25 protein-coding genes and 1 pseudogene are annotated in these 24097 nt (G+C 61.5%); 17 read left to right on the forward strand and 9 right to left on the reverse strand.

From position 1 onward, the window contains the following. Both ACI2KB_RS21100 and ACI2KB_RS21105 read right to left on the reverse strand, forming a co-directional pair. The coding region (locus tag ACI2KB_RS21100; RefSeq protein WP_404637573.1) for an ATP-binding cassette domain-containing protein at positions 1–593 on the reverse strand (593 nt) is incomplete at its 3' end. A 318-nt stretch (positions 594–911) separates the two neighbouring features. Further along, the gene (locus ACI2KB_RS21105; protein ID WP_404637575.1) at positions 912–1604 is read right to left on the reverse strand and encodes a YoaK family protein; all 693 of its coding nucleotides are present in this window, start codon (positions 1602–1604) and stop codon (positions 912–914) included. A 320-nt stretch (positions 1605–1924) separates the two neighbouring features. Between ACI2KB_RS21105 and phnC the strand changes: the two genes are divergently transcribed. The 16 genes and pseudogenes from phnC to ACI2KB_RS21185 all read left to right on the forward strand — a co-directional run bounded on the left by phnC (position 1925) and on the right by ACI2KB_RS21185 (position 15614). After that, a complete protein-coding gene (gene phnC / locus ACI2KB_RS21110; protein ID WP_404637577.1) occupies positions 1925–2758 on the forward strand; it encodes a phosphonate ABC transporter ATP-binding protein in 834 nt (277 codons plus the stop codon). Between the two features lie 50 nt (positions 2759–2808). After that, entirely contained in the window at positions 2809–3813 is a 1005-nt protein-coding gene (gene phnD, locus ACI2KB_RS21115) for a phosphonate ABC transporter substrate-binding protein (protein ID WP_404637579.1), read from the forward strand. A 64-nt stretch (positions 3814–3877) separates the two neighbouring features. Further along, on the forward strand, positions 3878–4666 hold the full coding sequence (gene phnE / locus ACI2KB_RS21120) for a phosphonate ABC transporter, permease protein PhnE (RefSeq protein ID WP_404637581.1): 789 nt from the start codon (positions 3878–3880) through the stop codon (positions 4664–4666). A gap of 39 nt (positions 4667–4705) precedes the next feature. Further along, positions 4706–5440 (forward strand): phosphonate metabolism transcriptional regulator PhnF, encoded by a 735-nt coding sequence (gene phnF, locus ACI2KB_RS21125; protein ID WP_404637583.1) that lies wholly within the window; start codon positions 4706–4708, stop codon positions 5438–5440. A gap of 26 nt (positions 5441–5466) precedes the next feature. Then, positions 5467–5922: a phosphonate C-P lyase system protein PhnG gene (phnG, locus tag ACI2KB_RS21130; RefSeq protein ID WP_404637585.1), complete on the forward strand. Its 456-nt coding sequence runs from the start codon at positions 5467–5469 to the stop codon at positions 5920–5922. Beyond that, on the forward strand, positions 5922–6566 hold the full coding sequence (gene phnH / locus ACI2KB_RS21135; RefSeq protein ID WP_404637587.1) for a phosphonate C-P lyase system protein PhnH: 645 nt from the start codon (positions 5922–5924) through the stop codon (positions 6564–6566). Before phnG ends, phnH begins: the two co-directional genes overlap by 1 nt. Then, positions 6566–7651: a carbon-phosphorus lyase complex subunit PhnI gene (locus ACI2KB_RS21140; RefSeq protein WP_404637589.1), complete on the forward strand. Its 1086-nt coding sequence runs from the start codon at positions 6566–6568 to the stop codon at positions 7649–7651. The genes phnH and ACI2KB_RS21140 overlap by 1 nt, the downstream gene beginning before the upstream one ends. Next, positions 7648–8535 carry an alpha-D-ribose 1-methylphosphonate 5-phosphate C-P-lyase PhnJ gene (locus ACI2KB_RS21145; RefSeq protein ID WP_404637591.1) on the forward strand — a complete coding sequence of 296 codons (888 nt, stop codon included), beginning with the start codon at positions 7648–7650 and terminating at the stop codon, positions 8533–8535. The genes ACI2KB_RS21140 and ACI2KB_RS21145 overlap by 4 nt, the downstream gene beginning before the upstream one ends. Further along, positions 8532–9347, forward strand: coding sequence for a phosphonate C-P lyase system protein PhnK (phnK, locus tag ACI2KB_RS21150; protein ID WP_404637593.1), 816 nt, complete (start codon positions 8532–8534; stop codon positions 9345–9347). Before ACI2KB_RS21145 ends, phnK begins: the two co-directional genes overlap by 4 nt. Before the next feature lie 23 nt (positions 9348–9370). Then, entirely contained in the window at positions 9371–10087 is a 717-nt protein-coding gene (phnL, locus tag ACI2KB_RS21155; protein ID WP_404637595.1) for a phosphonate C-P lyase system protein PhnL, read from the forward strand. Continuing rightward, a complete protein-coding gene (locus tag ACI2KB_RS21160) occupies positions 10081–11250 on the forward strand; it encodes an alpha-D-ribose 1-methylphosphonate 5-triphosphate diphosphatase (protein ID WP_404637597.1) in 1170 nt (389 codons plus the stop codon). The genes phnL and ACI2KB_RS21160 overlap by 7 nt, the downstream gene beginning before the upstream one ends. Next, positions 11250–11816, forward strand: a complete 567-nt coding sequence (gene phnN, locus ACI2KB_RS21165; RefSeq protein WP_404637599.1) for a phosphonate metabolism protein/1,5-bisphosphokinase (PRPP-forming) PhnN — start codon at positions 11250–11252, stop codon at positions 11814–11816. Before ACI2KB_RS21160 ends, phnN begins: the two co-directional genes overlap by 1 nt. Further along, entirely contained in the window at positions 11807–12556 is a 750-nt protein-coding gene (gene phnP, locus ACI2KB_RS21170; protein ID WP_404637601.1) for a phosphonate metabolism protein PhnP, read from the forward strand. The genes phnN and phnP overlap by 10 nt, the downstream gene beginning before the upstream one ends. 343 nt (positions 12557–12899) lie before the next feature. Further along, positions 12900–13568, forward strand: a pseudogene (locus ACI2KB_RS21175) (cache domain-containing protein); the annotation flags it as partial. A 417-nt stretch (positions 13569–13985) separates the two neighbouring features. Then, on the forward strand, positions 13986–14693 hold the full coding sequence (locus ACI2KB_RS21180; RefSeq protein WP_404638054.1) for a methyl-accepting chemotaxis protein: 708 nt from the start codon (positions 13986–13988) through the stop codon (positions 14691–14693). A 99-nt stretch (positions 14694–14792) separates the two neighbouring features. Then, positions 14793–15614: an alpha/beta fold hydrolase gene (locus tag ACI2KB_RS21185; RefSeq protein WP_404637603.1), complete on the forward strand. Its 822-nt coding sequence runs from the start codon at positions 14793–14795 to the stop codon at positions 15612–15614. A gap of 188 nt (positions 15615–15802) precedes the next feature. On the opposite strand, the gene ACI2KB_RS21190 is transcribed toward ACI2KB_RS21185, so the two are convergent. The 7 genes from ACI2KB_RS21190 to ACI2KB_RS21220 form a co-directional block, all read right to left on the reverse strand. Further along, positions 15803–17284: an efflux transporter outer membrane subunit gene (locus tag ACI2KB_RS21190; protein ID WP_404637605.1), complete on the reverse strand. Its 1482-nt coding sequence runs from the start codon at positions 17282–17284 to the stop codon at positions 15803–15805. Positions 17285–17338: 54 nt separating this feature from the next. Then, complete coding sequence (locus ACI2KB_RS21195) at positions 17339–18931, reverse strand: DHA2 family efflux MFS transporter permease subunit (protein ID WP_404637607.1); 1593 nt, start codon at positions 18929–18931, stop codon at positions 17339–17341. Beyond that, a complete protein-coding gene (locus ACI2KB_RS21200) occupies positions 18928–20070 on the reverse strand; it encodes an HlyD family secretion protein (protein WP_404637609.1) in 1143 nt (380 codons plus the stop codon). The genes ACI2KB_RS21195 and ACI2KB_RS21200 overlap by 4 nt, the downstream gene beginning before the upstream one ends. A 26-nt stretch (positions 20071–20096) precedes the next feature. After that, the gene (locus ACI2KB_RS21205) at positions 20097–20633 is read right to left on the reverse strand and encodes a winged helix-turn-helix transcriptional regulator (protein ID WP_404637611.1); all 537 of its coding nucleotides are present in this window, start codon (positions 20631–20633) and stop codon (positions 20097–20099) included. A 291-nt stretch (positions 20634–20924) separates the two neighbouring features. Further along, complete coding sequence (locus tag ACI2KB_RS21210; RefSeq protein ID WP_404637613.1) at positions 20925–21692, reverse strand: 2-keto-4-pentenoate hydratase; 768 nt, start codon at positions 21690–21692, stop codon at positions 20925–20927. A 118-nt stretch (positions 21693–21810) separates the two neighbouring features. Beyond that, a complete protein-coding gene (locus ACI2KB_RS21215; protein ID WP_404637615.1) occupies positions 21811–22080 on the reverse strand; it encodes a DUF2790 domain-containing protein in 270 nt (89 codons plus the stop codon). A gap of 189 nt (positions 22081–22269) precedes the next feature. Beyond that, positions 22270–22539, reverse strand: a complete 270-nt coding sequence (locus tag ACI2KB_RS21220; RefSeq protein ID WP_404637617.1) for a DUF2790 domain-containing protein — start codon at positions 22537–22539, stop codon at positions 22270–22272. 306 nt (positions 22540–22845) lie between these two features. Between ACI2KB_RS21220 and ACI2KB_RS21225 the strand changes: the two genes are divergently transcribed. Then, the gene (locus ACI2KB_RS21225) at positions 22846–24063 is read left to right on the forward strand and encodes an MFS transporter (protein WP_404637619.1); all 1218 of its coding nucleotides are present in this window, start codon (positions 22846–22848) and stop codon (positions 24061–24063) included. Positions 24064–24097: the final 34 nt, after the last annotated feature.

Genomic DNA, 24097 nt, shown 5'->3' on the forward strand with positions numbered 1-24097 from the left:
AGAATCGTTTCCAGCCTGCGAATGGAGTTGATGTCCAGGTGGTTGGTCGGCTCGTCGAGCAGCAGCACTTCCGGGTCGGAGAACAGCGCCTGAGCCAGCAACACCCGCAGCTTCCAGCCTGGTGCGACTTCACTCATCGGTCCGAAATGCTGTTCCAGCGGAATGCCCAGACCCAGCAGCAGCTCACCGGCGCGGGATTCGGCGGTGTAGCCGTCCATTTCAGCGAACTCGGTCTCCAGCTCTGCCACGGCCATGCCGTCTTCTTCGGTCATTTCCGGCAGCGAATAGATGCGGTCACGCTCGGCCTTGACCTTCCACAGCTCCTCGTGGCCCATGATCACGGTGTCGATCACGGTGAATTGCTCGTAGGCGAACTGGTCCTGGCGCAATTTACCCAGACGCACGTTCGGCTCCAGCATCACCTGGCCGCCCGACGGTTCCAGATCACCGCCCAGAATCTTCATGAAGGTCGACTTGCCACAGCCGTTGGCACCGATCAGACCATAACGGTTGCCGTTGTTGAATTTGACCGAAACGTTCTCGAACAGCGGCTTGGGGCCGAACTGCATGGTGATATTCGCGGTGGAGATCAAAGCGTTTACCTATCAATAACTTACGGAAAGCAAAAAGGTGGCCGGAGACCGGAACGATAGCGGCCGGAATTTTTTCAGCGCCCAAACGTCAACGGCAGCGTCTGCACGGAGTGTGCCGAGCTGCCGGGCGATGAGGGTGGGGGTCACCTTGGAATTTGCGCGCATTGTCGCACAGTCGCGACGGCAGTTGTATGGCGATGGATGGGTATTCGTCGTGGATGGTTCATATTCGGTCACCCAGGCACGGATTTGGCAGGTGACGACCAGGCCGCCTTGAAGGCGACCCAATCGTATATCGATGATGTGTGCCGTTGAGTCCTATTTCGGCATAAAACTCAGTTGCCAGCTCCGCGGGATAGCGGCTGACAACATGGCGAGCAGGAAGGTGATGGCACCGCTGACGAGCATGGCCTTGATGCCCAGAGACTGGGCCAGCACGCCGCCAAGAATAGCGCCTAGCAGCATTCCACCCCACGGTATGAGCTGAACCCGCCAACCATTGCGGCGCTCGCCCATCATCCAGCGTCCGAGGCCTCGACCAAATCTGGAGAGAGCGCCGGTGACGTAGGTGAGGCCGATCGGCAGCCCGTTCACTTCCTCCACCACAGCGTTGATCATGCCCATCGCGAGCACCGCCAACAGGAATGGGGCTGCGCCAACATCCATCAGTCCGCAGAGGCAAAGCAATCCTCCAATCGCCATCAGCAGCGGCCAGGCGCGTCGCCTTGACATTCGAGCCGCGATCACCCCGACCGCATTGCCGAACACGAAAGCGGCGATGAGCATCCCGATGTGCACAACCAGCGCGCCGTTACCGCTACCAGCAGCCACCGCCAATCGCGTGGTGTTACCACTCATGAACGATACAAAGTCGCCAGCGACCATGAAGCCGATCGCATCGGTCATGCCTGCGATGATTGAAAGGCTGGCAACGAAACACAGCCCAACGCGTCCGCGCATTTTGGCCATTCGCTTGGCTGCGTCGTTGAGGGTGATGGTTTCGGGAAGCACTGTAGCCTCGCGGACGTTGTCTGGGATGGCAGTCATATAGCGTGACTGGCGTCTTTATGGCAATTCCTCCGACATTTTCGTTGATGGGAGATTGCGCGCGTCGGATTGCTTTGGATGATCCTCCTCCCACTTGTCTAGCCAACAACCTCTCTACAGCGCCACCTTCATCGAAGTTGTCGACAAAATCCATGAAAAACCTGGCATCAAACGGTCAACGAACTGTTATGCGGTGGTCATCCCCGGTTCATTGAACTGCCATAGCGTCTCTCTAGTGTCACTGGCACTGAACGTCGCCCACAGACAGACAAGAGACGCCTTCCATGAACGCTGCTATCCACGTCGACCGCTTGAACAAGACATTCGCCCGCAAGACCGCTCTGGTTGATCTGGCGTTGTCTATACAACCCGGAGAAATGGTGGCGCTGATCGGCGCTTCCGGGTCGGGTAAATCCACGCTTTTACGCCATCTGGCCGGTCTCGCGTGCTGCGACCGCAGCAACGGCGGAAGCGTCCGCGTGCTGGGCCGCGAAGTGCAGGCTTCGGGCCGTCTCAACGGCAAAGTGCGCCGTCTGCGCGCCGACATCGGTTACATCTTTCAGCAATTCAATCTGGTCAATCGCCTGAGCGTACTGGACAACGTCCTGCTCGGTTGCCTGGGCCGCATGCCGCGCTGGCGTGGCAGCCTAGGCATGTTCAGCGCCAAAGAAAAGGCCCGTGCCATGGCCAATCTGGACCGCGTCGGGCTGGCGGATTTCGCTCAGCAACGCGCGTCCACCCTGTCGGGCGGCCAGCAGCAACGCGTCGCCATTGCCCGCGCCTTGACGCAACAGGCTGAAGTGATTCTGGCCGACGAACCCATCGCTTCACTGGACCCCGAGTCCGCACGCAAGGTCATGGAAATCCTTGCTGACATCAATCGCCGTGACGGCAAAACCGTGGTCGTGACCCTGCATCAAGTGGACTACGCCGTGCGCTATTGCCCACGCGCGGTGGCCTTGAAAGGCGGACGCATTCATTTCGACGGCCAGGGTGCCGACCTCAGCGGTCAGTTCCTCAACGATCTATACGGTGCCGATGCCGACGCCAGCCTGATGTTCGCCGACCAGGCCCGCAGCGCCGAGCGCCCGACGCGCTTGATGCTGGCTCAAGCCTGATCGAAATCCAACAACACACAACACCTCAACCCACGTTCCAGGAGCATTTCATGTTGAACCGTATCGGTCGCGTGTTCGCGTCTGCCGCCGTCGTCGCAGGCTGCCTGATGGGCACCGCGCACGCTGATGAGACCACTATCAACTTCGGCATCATGTCCACCGAATCGTCCCAGAACCTGAAAAGCGTGTGGCAGCCGTTCCTCGACGACATGTCGAAAAAGACCGGCCTGAAAGTCAACGCCACTTTTGCCTCGGATTATGCGGGGCTGATTCAGGGCATGCGCTTCAACAAGGTCGATGTGGCGTGGCTCGGCAACAAGGCGGCAATGGAAGCGGTGGACCGTTCCGGTGGCGAGATCTTCGCCCAGACCGCTGCTGCCAACGGCGCGCCGGGTTACTGGAGCCTGATCATTGCGCGCGAGGACAGCCCGATCAATTCCATTGACGACATGTTCAAGCACGCCAAAGAGCTGACCTTCGGCAACGGCGACCCGAACTCCACCTCAGGCTATCTGGTGCCGGGTTACTACGTGTTCGCCAAGAACCACGTCGATGCCGCCACTGCGTTCAAGCGCACGTTGAACTCCAGCCATGAAGTCAACGCCCTCAGCGTCGCCAAAGGTCAACTGGACGTTGCCACCTTCAACACCGAAAGCATGGACCGCCTGGAGGTCACCCAGCCGGAAAGCGCGGCCAAGCTCAAAGTGATCTGGAAGTCGCCGATCATCCCGGCCGACCCGATGGTCTGGCGCAAGGGCCTGTCCGACGCAACCAAGAACACCATCCGCGAATTCTTCGCGACCTATGGCGACACCGAGGAAGAGAAGGGCGTGTTGAAGAACATGCAGATGGGCAAGTTCCTCAAGTCCTCGGATGACCAGTTGCTGACCATTCGCCAACTGGAACTGTTCAAGCAGAAGACCGAAACCACCGCCAGCACCAGCCTGAGCGCTGATGAAAAGGCCAGCCGCCTGAAAGAGATCGACGCCAGCCTGACGACGTTGCAGGACCGCATCTCGGAGCTGGAAAAGCAGGGCACCGCCAAGGCGGGCTAACCAGCAGGGCGCGACGTTGAGTCGTCGCGCCCGTCTCTCATGCACTCGATATCGAGATCCCCTGATGACCACACACGCTGTATACGCTGACGCGGTCGGCAAACGCACCTGGCCGCAATACCTGGGCTGGGGTCTGTTTCTGGCGATGATGGCCTGGGCCTGGCACGGCGCCGAGATGAACCCGCTGGCCCTGTACCGCGACTCCGGCAACATGGCGACCTTCGCCGCCGACTTCTTCCCGCCTGACTTCCACGAGTGGCGCGCCTACCTCAAGGAAATGCTGGTCACCGTCCACATCGCCCTGTGGGGCACCTTTCTGGCCATTGTCTGTTCGGTGCCGTTGGGTGTGCTGTGCGCGGAAAACATCACCCCATGGTGGGTTCACCACCCCTTGCGCCGCGTCATGGATGCGTTCCGCTCCATCAACGAAATGGTCTTCGCGATGCTGTTCGTGGTCGCGGTAGGGCTGGGTCCGTTTGCCGGTGTTCTGGCCCTGTGGATCAGCACCACCGGTGTGCTCGCCAAGCTGTTCGCGGAGGCGGTCGAAGCCATCGATCCGGGGCCGGTGGAAGGGGTGCGCGCCACCGGGGCCAGTGCCTTGCAGGAAGTGATCTTCGGGGTGATTCCGCAAGTCATGCCGCTGTGGATTTCCTACGCCTTGTACCGCTTCGAATCCAACGTGCGCTCGGCAACGGTGGTGGGGATGGTCGGCGCAGGCGGCATCGGTGTGATCCTCTGGGAAAACATCCGCGCCTTTCAGTTCACCCAGACCTGCTCGGTGCTGCTGGTGATCATCGTGGTGGTCAGTGTCATCGACATCTTTTCCCAGCGCCTGCGCAAGCAGTTCATCTAACGATTCTGACAGGAGAGGGTGCGAACCCTTTTTTTAGCCATGCAGTTGTCTAGACAATCCGAACGCCCGCAGCGGGAACCGCTGCAAAGAGAACCGAGGTATCGGGAACTCGCTGATACCTTGCGGCGCGAATTGAACCGCTACATCGCCGGAGAATTCTTGCCCGCCGAAACTCAACTGGCGGCCCGTTTCGACGTCAACCGCCACACCGTGCGCCGGGCTATCGATGAATTGGTGCGCGAAGGCAGCCTGCTGCGCCGCCAAGGTAAAGGCACGCAGGTGTTGGGGCGACCACTGCTGTACCCGGTGGCTGCTGAAAGCGCCTACAGCCAGTCGCTGTCTGCGTTGGGTCATGGCGTCGAGGCCGTACTTTTGCAGCGGCGTCAATGCGCGGCCACCCGTGAAGAAGCCAAGCATCTGGGCCTTGAAGAACATGCGCCGCTGATCGAACTGCAAACCCTGCGGCGTCTCGATGGCCTGCCGGTCAGCCTGATTCGTCACCGCTACTGCGCCAGCCACGCCGACCTGATGGCCGATTACGTCAGCGGATCAGTGCGCCAATACCTCAAGTCCCGTGATCTGACGCTGACTCGCGCGTTCAGCCTGGTCGGCGCTCGCCTGCCCAGCCGTGAGGAGGCGAGCGTGCTGCTGATGCCGCGCCATTTACCCGCGTTGACCGTGCTGACCCTATCCCGCGATGCGGACGGCCACCCGGTGGAGATTGCCCATTCCACCAGCCGCTCGGATCGCTTCCAGTACCAGATCATCACCTGACGGAGATGTCGCCCATGACGGACTCAATGACTGCTTCGATACCTCTTGAACTGACCGCTCGCCAGCACTGGATTGGCGTGTTGTCCCGTACCCGTCACGCCGAGTTGCTGGCCCATGAAGCCGCCCTGCGTGACGCCGACTACCAACTGATCCGCGCCCCGGAAGTCGGCATGACGCTGGTGCGCGGTCGCATGGGCGGCAGCGGCGCTGCCTTCAACGTCGGCGAAATGACGGTGACCCGTTGTGTGGTGCGCCTGGCCGACGGGCGCACCGGCTACAGCTACCTGGCCGGGCGCGACAAGGCGCACGCCGAACTCGCCGCACTGGCCGACGCCCATCTGCAAGGCCCGCAACAGGCTCACTGGATCGCTGAACTGATCGACCCCCTGGCGCAGGCTCAGGCTGTGCGCCGCTCCCGACAACAAGCCGAAACCGCCGCGACCAAAGTGGATTTCTTCACGCTGGTCAGAGGAGAAAACTGATGAGTACGACGCTCGCAACTGGCTCCCTTTTGCAGTCCTTTTTGCAGCCCGGGTTCGACGATCCGGTGCTGGACGCCCAGCGCAGCTTCCGCGCGGCCCTCAAAGCGCTGGCCGGGCCGGGCGTGGCCCAGAGCCTTTCGTCGGCGCAGATCCCGCCGCATCTGGAAGGCTTGGCGTCGGCCAGTCACGCCTTGTGCCTGGCGCTACTGGACGTCGACACTCCGCTGTGGCTGGCTCCGGCGTTCGACACCCAGGCGATTCGCGCCAACCTGACCTTTCACTGCGGTTGCCCGATTGTCAGTGATCGGCAGAACGCACGCTTCGCCTTGCTCGACGACAGCCAGTTGCATGACCTGAGCGGCTTCGATCTGGGCAACGACCGTTATCCCGACCAGTCCTGCACGCTGCTGGTGCAACTGCCGAGCCTGCAAGGCGGGCGTCAACTGGCCTGGCAAGGGCCGGGGATCGAAAGCAAGAACCACGTCAGCCTGCCCTTGCAGGACGCGTTCTGGGCCGAGCGTGAATCGCGCAATGACTTTCCCCGAGGCATCGACGTGTTCTTTGTCGCGGGCAGCGAACTGATGGGCTTGCCGCGCAGCACCCAAGTGCTGTCCAACCCGCAGTCGTCCATGGGAGGTGCCTGATGTACGTTGCCGTCAAAGGGGGCGAGCAGGCCATCGACAACGCCCACAGACTCTTGGCCAAACAGCGTCGGGGTGACACCTCGGTGGCGGAGCTGGGCGTCGAGCAGATTCGTCAGCAATTGCCATTGGCTGTGGCTCGGGTGATGACCGAAGGTTCGCTGTTCGACGAAGAACTGGCTGCGTTGGCCATCAAGCAGTCGGCGGGGGATCTGGTGGAGGCGATCTTCTTGCTGCGCGCCTACCGCACCACATTGCCGCGCTTCAACGCCAGCCAGCCCATCGACACCTCGGCGATGCAGATCAGCCGTCGCTTGTCGGCCACCTTCAAGGATGTGCCGGGGGGCCAGTTGTTGGGTCCGACCTTCGATTACACCCACCGTTTGCTGGATTTCACCCTGCTGGCCGAAGGTGAGTTTCCGGGGCCGCAAACCCGGCCTGATGCCAACGTTGAGGCCTGCCCCCGGGTGTCCGGTCTGTTGGCCAAAGAAGGCTTGATCAAAGAGGAAGCAGACACGGGCGCAGCGGTCGCCGACATCACCCGCGAGCCGCTGGAGTACCCGGCCAGCCGTGCCGAGCGCCTGCAGGCGCTGGCCCGTGGCGATGAAGGTTTTCTGCTGGCGCTGGGCTACTCGACGCAACGGGGTTATGGCCGCAATCACCCCTTCGCCGGGGAAATTCGCGTGGGCGAGGTCGAGGTCTGGATCGAGCCGGAAGAGCTGGGCTTTCCAATCTGCATGGGCGCGATCGAGGTCACCGAGTGCGAAATGGTCAACCAGTTTGTCGGCTCGGCCACTGAACTGCCTCAGTTCACTCGGGGCTACGGCCTGACCTTTGGCCACGCCGAGCGCAAGGCCATGGCCATGGCGCTGGTGGATCGCTCGCTGCGCGCCGGGGAATACGCCGAAGAAGTGATCTCGCCCGCGCAGCAGGAAGAGTTCGTCCTGGCCCACTGCGACAACGTCGAAGCCTCGGGCTTTGTTTCCCATTTGAAGTTGCCGCACTACGTGGACTTCCAGTCCGAACTGGAACTGATCCGCAAGCTGCGCAAGCCTGCCAATACGCCTATCGAGGAGTCGGCCCAATGAATGCTGCTGCACAACCGCGTCGTCTGCCTCAAGAACCGCGGGACGAGGCGTACAACTTCGCCTATCTGGACGAGCAGACCAAACGCATGATTCGCCGTGGCCTGCTCAAAGCCGTGGCGATTCCGGGGTATCAGGTGCCGTTCGGCGGTCGGGAAATGCCGCTGCCCTATGGTTGGGGCACCGGCGGCATGCAACTGACCGCCGCGATTCTGGGCGCTGAAGACGTGCTCAAAGTCATCGATCAGGGCGCCGACGACACCACCAACGCGGTGTCGATCCGTCGATTCTTCGCCCGCACCGCTGGTGTTGAAACCACCGAGCGCACCCCAGAGGCGACGATCATCCAGACCCGCCACCGCATCCCGGAAACCCCGTTGCACGCCGACCAGATTCTGGTGTTTCAGGTGCCGATTCCCGAGCCGTTGCGCTTCATCGAGCCGTCGGAAACCGAGACTCGCACCATGCACGCGCTCAACGACTACGGGGTCATGCACGTCAAGCTCTACGAAGACATCGCCACCTTCGGCCACATCGCCACGGCCTATGCCTACCCGGTGACGGTGGATGAGCGTTACGTGATGGACCCGTCACCCATCCCCAAATTCGACAACCCGAAACTGGACATGAACCCGGCCCTGATGCTGTTTGGTGCCGGTCGTGAAAAGCGCTTGTACGCAGTGCCGCCATTTACCCGCGTCACCAGCCTGGATTTCGAGGATCACCCCTTTGAAGTGCAGAAATGGGATCAGCATTGCGCCATTTGTGGCAGCCATGAGTCGTTCCTCGACGAACTGATTCTCGACGATCGGGGCACGCAACGCTTTGTGTGCTCGGACACCGATTACTGCGCCCAGCGCGTCAATGAGGGGAGGGACGCGCCATGATCGCGGCTCGGCAGGTTCAACCGCAGTGGGCTTCTGATCGCAGCCAGCCGCTGCTCAGGGTCAGTGGCCTGAGCAAACTGTATGGCCCGGAAAAGGGCTGTCAGGACGTCAGTTTCGAGCTGTATCCCGGCGAAGTGCTGGGCATCGTCGGCGAGTCCGGTTCGGGCAAGTCGACCCTGTTGTCGCTACTCAGTGGCCGTTGTCCGCCTGACGACGGACGTATCGATTACCGAAACACTCACGGTCAGTGGCTCGACCTGTACAGCGCCAGCGAAGCCCAGCGCCGCACTTTGCTGCGCACCGAATGGGGCTTCGTCGAGCAGAATCCGCGTGACGGCTTGCGCATGGCGGTGTCGGCGGGGGCCAACATCGGCGAACGGCTGATGGCTCAAGGCGTGCGCAATTACTCGCAACTGCGCGCAGCGGGGCTGGACTGGCTGGAGCAGGTGGAGATCGATCCGGCACGCATCGACGACTTGCCACGAACGTTTTCCGGCGGCATGCAACAGCGCTTGCAGATCGCCCGCAACCTGGTGTCGGGTCCCCGGCTGGTGTTCATGGACGAACCCACTGGTGGCCTCGATGTGTCAGTGCAGGCGCGTTTGCTCGACCTGATGCGCGGCTTGGTGCGGGAGCTGGACCTGGCGGTGGTGATCGTCACCCATGACCTGGCCGTGGCCCGTTTGCTGGCGGACCGCCTGATGGTGATGCGTCGTTCCCGGGTGGTGGAAACCGGGCTGACCGATCAGGTCCTCGACGACCCGCAACACCCGTATTCGCAATTGCTGGTGTCGTCGGTGTTGCAACCATGACCGGACTTTCGCAAGGGGCTGACATGAACACGCTGATCGAGGTCCGTGACCTCTCGAAAACTTTCACCCTTCATCAACAGAACGGGGTGGTTCTCAATGTGCTGCGTGGCCTGAATTTCTCGGTGCGTGGCGGTGAGTGTCTGGTGTTGCACGGCCATTCGGGCGCGGGCAAAAGCACGTTGCTGCGCACGATTTACGGTAATTACCTGCCAGCGGGCGGCAGCATTCGAGTGCTGCATCAGGGCGATTGGTGGGAGTTGGTGGACGCTGAGCCTCGGGACGTGTTGGAGGTGCGCCAACAGACCCTGGGCTACGTCAGCCAGTTTCTGCGAGTCATTCCTCGGGTCGCCACGCTGGACGTGGTGATGGAGCCGGCGCTGGCTCGCGGCTGGGATCGCGAGGACGCCCAGGCACGCGCCGAGCACCTGTTGACCCGCCTCAATATTCCGCAGCGCTTGTGGCAACTGGCGCCGGGGACGTTCTCCGGCGGCGAGCAACAGCGGGTCAACATCGCCCGCGGCTTCATGGTGCCGTGGCCGGTGATGCTGCTGGACGAACCCACCGCGTCGCTGGATGACAGCAACCGCCAGGTGGTGTTGGAACTGATCAACGAGGCCAAACAGGCCGGTGCCGCGCTGATCGGCATCTTCCACGACCGGCTGGCCCGGGAAACGGTGTCGGACCGCGTGCTGGACATGACCCCCCTTGAACTGACTGCGAAGGAACAGATGGCATGTTGAACGAACAGATCCTGACCAACGCCCGCATTGTCACTGCTGATGAGGTGTTTACTGGCACCGTTGTTTTGCGCGACGGCCTGATCAGCGACGTGCAGCCGGGCGTCAGTCACGTACCTCAAGCGCAGAGTCTCGACGGTGATTTCCTGCTGCCGGGGTTGGTCGAGCTGCACACCGATAATCTGGAGAAACACCTCAGTCCGCGCCCCGGCGTGGACTGGCCGTCGGCTTCGGCAGTGATGAGCCACGACGCGCAGATCATCGCCGCAGGCATCACCACGGTGTTCGACGCTTTGTCCATCGGCGACGTCAACCCCAAGGGCAAACGCATGCAGCAGTTGCCGGGCATGGTCGAAGCGATCGCCAAGGCCAATGCCGCCGACATGACCCGCGCCGAACACCGCCTGCACCTGCGCTGCGAAGTCTGCCACCCGGACACCCTCAGCGTATTCCGCGATCTGGTGGAGCAGCCACTGGTGCAATTGGTCTCGACCATGGACCATTCGCCGGGCCAGCGTCAGTTCGCCTTGGAATCGAAGTACCGTGAGTACTACATGGGCAAGTACCAATTGACCCGAGAGCAGATGGACGCATTCATCGTCGAGCAGGTCGCCAACTCGAAGATCTACAGTGACCGCTACCGCAAAGCCATCGTCGACATGTGCCTGAATCGCGGCTTGTCGGTGGCCAGCCACGACGACGCGACGGTCGAGCACGTGGAAGAGTCGGCGGGTTACGGCATGACCATCGCCGAATTTCCGACCACCCTGGAAGCGGCGCAGGCCTGCCGTCGTCTGGACATGAGCGTGCTGATGGGGGCGCCGAACATTGTTCGTGGCGGTTCGCACTCGGGGAACATCGCGGCGGCGACCCTTGCTAAAGAAGGGCTACTGGATATTCTGTCCAGCGATTATTATCCGGCCAGTCTGCTGCAGGCGGCGTTCACGTTAGGCAAGCAACTGGACGAGCAGCCTGATCAGCAGACGCCGAGTGTCGGGCTGGCGAAGGCGATGACCACCGTGAGTCTGGCCCCGGCGCGTTCGGCAGGGTTGCACGACCGGGGTGAAATCCGCGTCGGTCTGCGCGGCGATCTGATTCACGCCCGTGCCGTGGACAACCTGCCGGTGATTCGGCAGGTCTGGCGAGAAGCGAAGAGGGTTTTCTGATGGCAGGCAGGTTGATCTATCTCATCGGACCGTCCGGTTCGGGCAAGGACAGCCTGCTGGATGCCGCGCGCGAACCGATGGCCGCTCGCGGCGGTCGGATCGTGCGGCGGGTCATCACCCGTTCGGCGGAAGCCAAGGGCGAGGCCGCGCAGGCGGTCAGCGCCGAACGGTTCGCGGACATGCAAGCTCAGGGTGCGTTTGCCTTGAGCTGGTTCGCCAACGGCCTGCATTACGGGATTCCAGTCGAGATCGATCAATGGCTTGCTGAGGGGCATGACGTGCTGATCAACGGTTCACGCGGTCATCTGCCACAGGCGCGGGCGCGCTATCCCGACCTGTTGGTGGTGCTGCTGAGTGTCGATCAGGTGGTCCTGCGGGAGCGCCTGCTGGCACGAGGTCGGGAGTCCGCCGAAGAGATCGAGGCGCGGCTGTCGCGCAATGCGCAGTTTGCGGACGACCTGCTTTCGAACGACCCTTCCATTCTGCTGCTGGACAACTCCGGTGCGCTGGATCAGACCGTCGGGCGCCTGCTACAACGCATTGATCGGGAGCACGCATGCGCCTGACCTTGCTCGGTACTGGAGATGCACGGCAGGTACCGGTCTATGGCTGCCGATGCCCGGCGTGCGAAGCAGCGCACAACGATCCATCTCTGCGCCGACGACCGTGCTCGGCACTGGTCGAACTGGGGGACCAGCGCTGGTTGATCGACAGCGGCCTGCCGGACCTTACTGAACGTTTCCCGCCCCATAGCCTCAGCGGCATTCTCCAGACTCACTACCACGCCGACCACGCCCAGGGCTTGCTGCACTTGCGCTGGGGGCAGGGGCTGGTGATCCCGGTGCACGGCCCGGCAGACCCCGAGGGGTTGTCGGATTTGTACAAACACCCGGGGATTCTCGATTTCAGCCAGCCGTTCAGCGCGTTCGAAACCCGCGTGTTTGGCGAGTTGAGTGTCACCGCGTTGCCGCTGCTGCATTCGAAGCCGACGTTGGGTTATCTGCTGCAAGGTGGCGGACGTTGCGTCGCTTACCTCACTGACACCGTGGGCCTGCCAGACGACACCACCGCGTTTTTGCAGCGACAAGCGTTGGATGTGTTGATCCTCGACTGCTCGATGCCCCCGCAGCCGCAAGCGCCTCGCAATCACAATGATCTGAGTCTGGCGTTGCAAATCATCGACACCTTGAAGCCGGCAAAAGGCGTGCTGACCCATGTTGGGCACACGCTGGATGCGTGGTGGATCGGGCATGCGGCAGACCTGCCAGAACACGTCGTGGCCGCTAAAGACGGCATGGGCGTGTAACGCTGGGTTTACACCCGCGACGCTGTGCATGACCGCTGGTCGGTGGAAGCGTCAAACACGGGGTTTACGTTCAACTTTCTGCACACGTGGCCGTAGCAAAGGTACCACCACCTTTCTTTGGAGCTTCACCATGCCTTTGATTCCCAGCCGTATTGCAGGGCGAATGACCTTGGGAATCCTGATATTGCTGATCCTCACCGCCGTGGCGATTTTTGCGGTGATGACCCTGGGCGGCAAACCGCAGTTGGTGGACGCCGGCACCGAAGCGGCCGAACAATCTGCCAGTGCCATTACCCGGCAACTGGCGTTGCCCTTGAGCCGTATTGAAGGCACCGCAGCGTCGATGGCGTTGCTGGCCGAATCCCTCCCTCATGATGAAGCGCTGTTCATGAGCAATTTCCCCGGCCTGATCGACAGTCAGGGCGATACCGCCATCGCCGGTGGCGGCGTGTGGCCTGAGCCCAACGCCTTTACGCCGGGCACCGAGCGACGCAGTTTTTTCTGGGCGCGTAACGCCAGCAATCGACTGGAATTTTCCAACGAATACAACGATGGCAAAACCCCGCCGTATCAGGCCGAGTCCTGGTACACCGGCGCCAAATCCTCTGCGCCGGGGCATTGTGTCTGGTCCGATGCCTATCAGGATCCGGTCAGCGGTGTGGCGATGACCACTTGCAGCGTGTCGTATCGGGCAAAGGGCGCGTTTGCGGGCGTCGCGACCATCGACTTGAAACTCGACGGCCTGGCCGCCTTTCTCAAAGACAAGGGCGGTGTGACCGATGGCTATGCGTTTGCGGTCGATCCGTCGGGCAACCTGCTGTACTTTCCCGACGCCAAAGGTGCCAAGGGATTGCTGACCGTGGAGGGGCTGACTCAGCAACAGCCTTGGTTCAAGTCGGTCGCAGAGCGTCTGGCGGGCAAACTGCCGTCGATCTCTACTTTGCGTCTGGAGCGTGACGGGCGGCTCGACGGCCCGGCCTATGTGACACTGGCGACGATGGAGGGCACCGGCTGGCGCATCGGCCTGGTGACGCCGGAGGCGCGAGTGGTCGGCCTGGCCAATCGTCTGACCGGGCAGATTCTGTTGTTTCTGCTGCCGCTTCTGGGCGTGTTGTTGGGGCTGGCGTGGTTGGCGGGCAGGCGCTTGTTAGCGCAATTGGACGAAACCACTGCGCAGATCGAAAGCCTTGGACGGGGCGGGCACAGCGAAGCGCAACTGGCCATCGTGCGGGCGGACGAAATCGGTGCATTGCGTGGATCGGTGAACCGCTATGCCGGGTCGCTGCGTGAGATGTTGCAGCGCATCGCGCAGGAGTCGGTGTCGCTGGAACGTCAGGCCAACGATCTGGCGCAACTGTCCCACGGGCTGGCCGAGCGAGCCGAAGCCCAGCGTCAGGACAATACTTTGCTGGCTACCGCCATTACCGAAATGTCGGCAAGTGCCAACGAAGTGGCCCACAACACCACCGACTGTTCAGACACGGCGCGCCGCTCACTGGGCGAGGCGCAGAAGAGTCAGGATCAGGTGAACAGCAACAGCCAGTTCATTGAAACCCTGGCCACCGACATTTCCGGTGCCGCGACAGCGATCACTCAGCTCGGCGATGACATCGAGCGAGTGGGCGGTGTGCTGGAGGTGATCAAGTCGATTTCCCAACAGACCAACTTGTTGGCGCTTAACGCAGCTATCGAAGCGGCCCGTGCCGGAGAGCAAGGCCGTGGCTTCGCCGTGGTCGCTGACGAAGTCCGAACGCTGGCAGGCCGGACCCAATCATCGGCCAACGAGATTCAGGAAATGATTGCCCAGTTGCGCCACGCCTCGACGTCAGCTGTTTCGACCATGCAGGCCGGCGCCGAGCGGACCCGGGAATCGGTGCAACAGGCGGTCTCGGTGGCGGCGACGCTGGGGACGACCGTTTACAGCTTCGACGACATCGTGCAGCGCGCCCATCAGATTGCCGTGGCCGCGCAGGAACAGAGCCATGTCACCCATGAGATCAACGAGTTGGCCGTGCGTATTCATGCGTCCAGCGAGCAGGGCGCGCGCGACGCGAGCACCTTGCGTGAGCTGGGTAAGGGGATGCAGTCGATCTCGACAAGGTTGGGGGCGTTGAGCCGTGGAGAGCGTCAGGCCTGATAAGTCTGTCTCCATGAAACCAGCACATATCTACAAGGCACATCCGAAAACCGGGTCTACGCTCAATCTTCCCTGCACACTTCCCGAGGATTGCGGCACATGTCTATCTTGACCCTGAAAGACGGCACCGAGTTTTTCTACAAAGACTGGGGCACCGGTCAGCCCATCGTGTTCTCCCACGGCTGGCCACTGGATGGCGATGCCTGGGATGCGCAGATGCTGTATCTGGGCCAGAAAGGATACCGCGTGATCGCCCATGACCGTCGCGGTCATGGCCGTTCCGGCCAGACCTGGGATGGCAACGACATGGACACCTACGCCGATGACCTTGCGCAGTTGTTCGAAGCGCTGGATTTGAAAGACGCGATCATGATCGGTCACTCCACCGGCGGTGGCGAAGTGGCGCGTTACATTGGCCGTCATGGCTCGTCCCGTGTGGCCAAGGCCGTACTGATTGGCGCCGTGCCGCCGATCATGCTGAAGACCGCTGCCAACCCGGAAGGCCTGCCGATGGATGTGTTCGACGGCATTCGCGCAGGTTTCACGGCTGACCGCTCGCAGTTCTTCAAGGACCTCGCGGTGCCGTTCTTCGGTTTCAACCGTGAGGGCGTAAAGGTTTCTCAAGGGGCCATCGATTCGTTCTGGTCCATCGGCATGCTCGGCAGCGTCAAGGGCGAGTTCGACTGCATCAAGGCCTTCTCGGAAACCGACTTCACCGAAGACCTGAAAAAGATCGATGTGCCGACCTTGATCCTGCACGGTGATGACGACCAGATTGTGCCGCTGGTGGCCTCGGGCGAGAAGAGCCACAAACTGGTGAAAGGCTCGACTTTGCACATCGTCAAAGGCGGCTCCCACGGCATGTGCACTGTTCAGGCCGCCGAGATCAACGAAATCCTGCTGGGCTTCATCAAGGGGTGATTCATTGCCGCAGACCCCGTAATAGCGCACGAGCATCGCGAGGCCGCGATCTGGCGCGAAGCGGCAGTAAACGCTGAGAACGCGGTTCGTCAGCTGATGCCGTGTTGTGCGTGTTACGACTGCTGCGCAGCCGATCGCGGCCTCGCGTTGCTCGTGCGCTCCTACAGGGTGAGGGTGGGGCGCACGGTTCAGCGGTGTGCGACATCCGATTTTGCCGACTGCGGCCAGCCGCCCCCCAGGGCGCGGAAGGTCGAGACCGCCGCTCGCGCATCATTGGCGTGCAACTGCGCCAATTGATCTCGCGACACCAGTAACTGGCGGTCTTCGTCGAGCACTTCCACCAGGCTGATCGCGCCCCCTTTGTAAGCGTCCTGCGCCGCATCCCGTGCGGTTTGATGCGCCGCGACTTCGGCGTTCACTTCCTCCCGTTGTTGCTCCAGTTCCACCAGTGTGAAGATGGCGTTCTCGACATCTTCAGTGGCTTTCAACATCGCCAGTCGGAACTCGGCCAGCGCTTCGGCGTTGGCACCTTTGGCTTGCGCGACTTCTGCGTCGACCCGGCCAAAATCGAACAGCCGCCAATGCAGGCCGAGAATGGCTTGAGGCTGGAAGGCCGACGCGGTGAACAACTGGCCGCTATGTGCCGTGTCGAAGCCCAGCAAACCAGACAGGGAAACTTTGGGGTAGTACTCGGCAATCGCCGCGCCGATGCGCGCATTGGACGCTGCCAGTTTGCGTTCAGCCGCGACCACGTCGGGGCGACGACGCAACAGGTCAGCCGGGCCGTCAGAGTCGCTGATGGTGGGCACGCTGTAGTGTTGCGGACTGTTTGTCAGCTCTTGGGCGTAGGTGCCCGGTTGAGCGCCCATCAGCACGTCCAGCCGATTGAGTTGGGTGGCGAGTTCAGTGCGCAATGGCGGGATCGTGGCCCGAGCCTGCAAGACCAACGCTTCAGCCTGCGCCTGCTCGCGATTCGTCGCCAGGCCCATGCTCATGCGGTCCTTGATCAGGTCCAGCAGGCCATTCTGGGTCTTGACCTGATCCTCCGCGACCGCCAGCCGCTGCTGCGCACCCCGGATGCGGAAATAGGCGTCTGCCGCTTCAGCCGCCACGGAAATACGCACGCCGACATGCGCGGCTTCTGCGGCTTGGGCTTCATCGACGGCCGCTTCTTCGCCCCGCTTCAGACCGCCTGCGAGATCAGCCTCCCAACTGGCGCCGACGCCGAGTGTTTCCAAGGTTTGATTGCGGTCGTAACCGGGAAAGGTGCTGCCGATCTGGCCTTGCGAGCTTTCGGTGGACTGGCGCTGGCGCACGGCCTTTGCGTCCAGTGCGCCCTGAGGCAAGCGAATCGCCCCGGCTTGCTGTGCCACAGCGCGGGCCTGTTCGACGCGGGCGAAGGATTTCGCCAGATCGAGATTCTGGTCCAGCACGCGCTGGATGATGCGGCTCAGTTCGGGGTCGTTGAAACCGGTCCACCAGTTGTCGAGTGCAGGCGCCGGGGTTTCACCGACCCGCTGTTGCAGCAGCGGTTGATTCTGGTAGTGCGCGGTGAGTGGGTTGTCCGGCTGGTGGTAGTCAGGGCCGACGGTGCAACCGGCCAGCGCAATGAACAACGTGCTCAGCGCAAAGACGCCGTTGCGTTTGAAACGAGACGCCAGAGTGTTCATGGAGCGGTCCTCGGAACGGGAGCTGAAAAGGAAGAAGGCGTTTTCATGGCGGTCTCAATGGGCGTCGGCAGAGGGGGCTTTGGGCGGCGCAACTTTACGCATCAGCGGCACCATCGCCACGGCTACGATGAAGCAGACCATGATCACCAGAAACGTATCGGCGTAGGTTTGCGTTTGGGCTTCGCGGTAGGTCAACAGCCACAATTGATGCAACGCTGAGTTGCTGGCTTCGGCGCTGTTCTGGCCCAGGCTGGCGAAGTTGTCGGTGACCGTCGCAAGCCAGATGTTCATGGCCTCGTTGCTGACGTTCAGGTGCTCCGCCAAGTGGGTAAAGTGCTGGTTGGTGCGGTCGTTGAGCAGCGTGGCGCAGGCTGCGATGCCGATGGCGCCGCCAAGGTTGCGCATCAGGTTGAACAGCCCGGAGGCCTGTTTGAGTCGCGAAGGATGAAGGCCGCCCAAGGTCAATGTCACGGTAGGCGGCACGGCCATCTGCTGAGCGAACCCGCGAATGGCCTGGGGCAGCATCAACTCATGACCGCCCCAGTCGTGGGTGATGGGCGAGAAGTCCCACATCGATAACGCGAACAGCGACAAGCCGAACATCATGATCCAGCGCAGGTCGATGCGGTTGGCGAGGAAGCCGTACACCGGGATCGCCATCAACTGGAACACCCCGGTGGAGAAAATCGCCTCGCCGATTTCCAGCGCGCTGTAACCGCGCACCCGGCCCAGAAACAAGGGCGTCAGGTAAATCGTGGCAAACAGGCCAATGCCGGTGACGAAAGAAAAGAAGCAACCGAGCGCGAAGTTGCGATCGCTCAGGGCGCGCAGGTCGACCACCGGGTTATTCACGCTCAACGTACGACCGATGAACGCCAGCCCCGCCAGCCCCGATACCCAGGCGGTGGTGAGAATGGTCTGGTCGCTGAACCAGTTCCAGCGTGGGCCTTCTTCGAGGGTGTATTCCAGGCAGCCCAGAAACAGCGCCAGGAACACCATGCTGAAGTAGTCGGCGCCCTTGAGCAGCTTCAGGTCCATGGCGTCGATATTGACCATGATCGGCACGGCGATGGCGACGAAAATGCCCGGCACCAGGTTGATGTAGAACAGCCAGTGCCACGACGACACATCGGTGATCCAGCCGCCGATCACCGGACCCAGCGTGGGCGCGAGGGAGGCCACGGCACCGATGGTCGAGGCGGCGATGACCCGCTGTTTGCCTGTGAAAAACACGAAGGCGGTGGTGAACACCATCGGGATCATCGAACCGCCGAGAAAGCCCTGCAGTGCGCGAAAGGCGATCATGCTCTGGATATTCCAGGCCAGACCGCAGAGCAGGCTGGCGACGGTAAAACCGACCGCCGAGGCGCAGAACAACCAACGGGTGGAGAACACCCTCGCGAGCCAGCCGGACAATGGAATGACCACGATTTCAGCGATCAGGTAGCTGGTCTGCACCCAGGCGGTTTCATCGGCACCTGCCGACAGGCCGCCGCCGATGTCGCGCAACGAGGCAGACACGATCTGGATGTCCAGGAGCGCGATGAACATGCCCAGGCACATGGTGGCGAACGCGAGGACTTTGGTGGACGTCGTCATTGAGGCAACGTCGACCGGGCCTTTGGCTTTGGCGGCGACCGAGCTCATGGCGTGGTCTTCCCGTTAACGGCACTGGCGACTTGATCATGGGTGTCACGGGGCTGGTTTTTCGTGTCGACTTCAGCGATCACCGACAAGCCCGGACGCAGTTTGCCGAGGCGGCCGTCTTCGCCATCCAGATAAACCCGCACCGGTACCCGCTGCACGATCTTGGTGAAGTTGCCCGTGGCGTTTTCCGGCGGCAGCACACTGAACTGCGAACCGGTGGCGGGGGCCAGGCTGTCCAGATGACCATGGAACACCTGGCCCGGCAACACGTCGGCTTCAATCGTCACGGCCTGGCCCGGCTGCATGCGCGCCAGTTGGTCTTCCTTGAAGTTGGCATCGACCCACAGGCCTGTGGCCGGAACCACCGAAATCAACTGCGTCCCGGCGGCAGCATAGGCGCCGACTCGGGCGCGGCGGTTGCCGATCACGCCATCGACCGGGGCGCGCAGTTCGGTGTAACCGACGTTCAGTTGCGCAAGGTCCCGCTCGGCCTTCGCCTGCTCCAGCGCGGCACGCGCCTGTTGTTTCTGGGTGGCGATCACGTCCAGTTGCCGTTGTGAGGCCAGCATCGAGGCCTGGGCCTTGGCACCGTTGGCCTGGGCAGTCTTGTAGGTCGCGTCAGCGCGCTGGAAGCTTTCGATGGACACCGCCGAGCGCCCCGACAACACCTGATAACGCACCTGATCATCCCGCGAACGCACCGTTTCGGCGTTGGCTGCGTCAATCCCGGCTTTCGCCTGGCTGACCACCGCGTGTTGCAGCTGCTCGGTGGCATCAAGGTTGGCCAGCAGCGCTTCTTCGGCGGCCACGGCCCCTTCGGCTTTTTTCAACGCGGCCACGTAGTCGCGGTCATCGATTTTTACCAGCAGATCGCCTGCGTGAACGAACTGGTTGTCGACCACCTTGAGTTCGGTGATGTAGCCGGGGATTTTTGGCCCGATCACCGTCACGTCGCCGCCGACATAGGCGTCATCGGTGGATTCGAGAAAACGGCCGACGGTCCACCAGTGCGCGCCGAACAGCACGGCGCCGATCACGGCGGCGCTGCCCAGCGACAGCAACATCAGGCGTTTGCCCCGAGCGGATTTGGGCGGTGCTGCAGCGGCAGCGGGCTCGGTGACGGTTTGTGGCTGATTCATGGCGGATTACCTGTGGGCTGCAGTGGTCAAGAGGCGGTTTTGGGGGATGGGGTCAGGCTGTTGCGATAGCCCTCGCGACGCGTACGGCCGGTCTCGACACGCCAGGCGGACAGGCTCTCGGGCGGGCCGCTGTAACGCACGGTGTGTTCGAGGAAGCTGATGGGCTTGCCGGTGTTGCCATCGGTGAGTTGCAGATCGACGGGCTGGTCGGTTTGCTCGTCAAACAGCTGAATGCGCGTGCCATTACGGGCGAAGTGCTTGTTGCCGAACTTCATCAGGGTCAGCACCACCGGGCGAAAGTCGCGACCACGCTCGGTGAGCAGGTAGTCGTAGCGCGGCGGCTTGTCGGTATAAGCGCGACGCTCCACCAGACCCGAGGCGATCAGGTCGTTCAGGCGGCGGGTCAGGGTGCTGGACGCGATGCCCAGGCTTTTCTGGAATTCGTCGAAGCGACTCAGACCATAGGCCAGGTCTCGGAGGATCAGGATGTTCCACCAATCCCCCACGTGCTCAAGGCTGAGGGCGATGGGACAGGGCATGTCGGCGAAGCTTTTCTTCTTCATGAACAGCCTCTCAAGCGTGAAGGTGTGAATAAATTATGGTCATAATTTAATCGTGTGACTTTCACTATGCAAGTGACTATTTAAATAAAAGTGATGAGCGGAAAACCGGGCACGGTCAGCGACAGGCAAGCGATGGTCGCCCTGGCGGGATTTCAGAGAGTGAAATGAGGTGAGCGCGGGGGAGGTCTAGGCCGCAAACGCAGTGGCCCAGACGCCGGGATGGTGTCTGGGCCACTGTATTCGCAAGCAGGGAAAGGGCGTGTGGGCAGGAGGCGGTCGCTTAATGAGCGATCAGATCAACTCCACCGAAATCGGCGGCAGGCCACGGATTTCACCTTCGGCCACACCCGCGCCTTTGGTCAGGTACATGCCGGTGTACGAGCCGGTGGTGATGACCAGATCGGGTGTCACGCTGAAACCGTTCTGCGTTTGATGGTTCACCAGCCACGGCAACAGGCGGCGAGGGTCGCCCGCCGGATTGGCGCCGTCGCCTGGCACGATGTCTTCGCCCGCGTATGTGAAGGTCAGCGCCGGCTCCAGGAACGGAAATGTCGGGTCGTAAGGCACGAAATCACCGACGATCAGCGCGCCGTGGTTCAGCAGGTCGCCCAGCGCCAGCAGCGGATCGACTTTTGGCCAGGCAATGAAACGGCTGGAAACGACCTCAATGGTTGCGCCCATCGAGCCAATGCTGCTGAGCACCTCTTCATCGGAATACGGCTCGGCACGGGGCGCGAACTCGCGGTTCAGGCGGAACGCGATTTCCAGTTCGAGAATGGGCTGGGGGTAATCGACGATTTCCACCTGGCTGCCGCTGGCAAACAGGCCGTCTTCGGGCAACAGTGCGCCGTTGATCGGGCCGCCGCTGGTGGATTTGGAGCCAACTTTCCAGCCGCCGACGGTGGTGTCGCGCAGGCGCAGAATTTCCCGTTGCAGCGCGTAGGCGCTGGAGGCGTCTGCGGGGATGTAATCGGGGCGAATCTCGGTGATTTTTCGACCGTCGCGCATGGCGTCGACAATCAGTTCAGCAATGTTCGCTGGGTGAGACGGTTGATTCACGCGGGACTTCCTTCAGTCAATTGAATGGAAAGCGCCCCACAACCTGACGCGCCGGTTGTGGAGCCAGCGCGTTTACTCTAACCCTATTTGCCGATAACGCAGAACCCTGCGTCGGCAATCAACCGTTCTGGCAACCATCGCCCAGACGGGTGTACTCCAGATTGTGAGTCACGCCTTTGCTGTCGACGTACACCATGTGCGACTCCACTGGACCACAGGCGGTAGACACGTCGCTGGCACTGGTCATGCTGATGACTTTGGCGATGTCCAGGTGCTGCGAGTAGGTGTACTCGACGGCAGGGGGGGCGGCGGCGTCCGCGTTGACAGCTTGATTGGCCGAAGCAAAAGCGCTGAAGATCGACAGCGCGGCAAACAGTGCGTATTTCATGGTCTTTCTCCAGAAAGAGCATCAGCATTAAACAGAGTGATCGGTAGGTAGGGCCGCAGTATCTCGCCAAGTTAGCGATGTCCGGAAATGGCGAGTCTCGATACAGCGCATCACGGGAATTGATAATCAGGGTGAATATTAATGTGGCGTTAATTATTAACGGATGGGTAAAAGTGTCTTGCAAAACACTCAGCCTTTTTCGCAATCGTCCCCCAGACGGGTGTACTCAAGTGTGTGGCTGACCCCTTTGCTGTCCACGTATTCCATCTGCGCCTTGAGCGGGCCACATTCGCTGGAGGCCACGTTGGCGTTGCTGATACGGATGATTTTGGCGATGTCCAGATCGTGGGTGTAGTCGTATTGAGTGTCCTGAACGGCCGCCGACGGACTGTGGGTATTATCGTTGGCCGAGGCAAACAGGCTGAACATCGATAAGGCAGCAAACAGTACATATTTCATGGCGAACTCCAGTTCATCGGAGGGTGTAAAAGTGAGGTGGGGATTAACCCGTCGATGGCGCTATTTTAAAAACGGGCGAGCGCCGCGAAGAAATACTGTCTGTCGATAAACGTCATCAGCCGCGATGATGCGTGAGGCACTTCGTAGGATTAACGATGAAGTAATGGACTGTTGTTGCGCCTTTGATAGACCTTAAAGCGCCTTGATGGTATTCCAGACGGGAATTCACTGTATGAAAAACATGAATTTTATTTATGGCGTTTGACCCTCTACCGTGTGCGGATATCACCCAGCAAGGAAGTCGAAATGTCCGCCGCGCCGCCCACCGCCGTCATCGAGCAGCACTGGAAACGTAACTTGGCCGTGTGCGTCATCGGCGCCTTCACCACCATCGTCGCGATGACCTTGCTGCTGCCTTTTCTGCCGCTGTATGTCGAGCATTTGGGCGTGAGCGATGCTGCGGCAGTGGTGCAATGGTCCGGCGTTGCCTATGGCGCGACGTTCTTTTCTGCTGCGCTCACCGCGCCGTTGTGGGGGCGATTGGGGGACCGTTACGGGCGTAAGTTGATGCTGATTCGCGCCAGCCTTGGCATGGCGATCGCGATGTCGTTGATCGGCCTGGCGGAGAACATCTATCAGTTGGTGGGCCTGCGGTTGCTGGCCGGGTTGCTGGGCGGATATGCCTCGGGCGCGACGATTCTGGTCGCCACTCAGACCCCCAAGGAGCGTTCGGGCTGGGCGCTGGGCACCCTGTCGTCAGGCATCATGGCTGGCAATCTGGCAGGCCCGCTAATTGGTGGGTCGTTGCCGCCACTGATCGGCATTCGTAACACGTTCTTTCTGGCCGGTGGGGTGATCTTCGTGACCTTCCTGGCCACGTTGTTTCTGATGAAAGAGGCGCCTCGCCCCAAACCGAAGGCCGATGCGAAGGCGACTGCGTCCCGGCGTCCATGGGAATTGATCACTGACCGCAAACCGGTGATCGCCATGTTCGTGGTGGCGAGCCTGGTGATGTTCTCGATCATGTCCATCGAGCCGATCATCACGGTGTACCTGACGCAGTTGCACACCGAAAACGTGACGTTCATGGCGGGGCTGGTGATGTCGGCCACGGCGTTGGCCAGCGTATTGTCAGCGTCGCGCATCGGCAAGCTGGCGGACCGGATCGGCCATCGCAAGGTGGTGATCGGCTGTCTCACGGCGGCGGCCACTCTCTTGATCCCCCAGGCGTTTGTCACCAACGCTTGGCAACTGGTCGCGCTGCGTTTTCTGATGGGCGTTGCGTTGGGCGGCTTGTTGCCTTGCATTGCGGCCATCATTCGCCACGCCGTGCCTGACGCAGTGGCCGGGCGAATGCTGGGCTACTCCACATCGAGTCAATACGTCGGACAGGTGCTCGGGCCGCTGACCGGTGGTTACCTGGGCGGCCATTTCGGTATGTCGATCGTGTTCATCGTCACCTGTGTGTTGATGGGCGGCTGCGCGATGGCGATGGCGCTGATGCCGCGATCAATGGGCAATTGACCCACGGCCTTTCTGTGGACGAAGGCATCCGGTT

It is taken from the genome of Pseudomonas sp. NPDC088444, assembly GCF_044900175.1.
Classification (GTDB): Bacteria; Pseudomonadota; Gammaproteobacteria; order Pseudomonadales; family Pseudomonadaceae; genus Aquipseudomonas.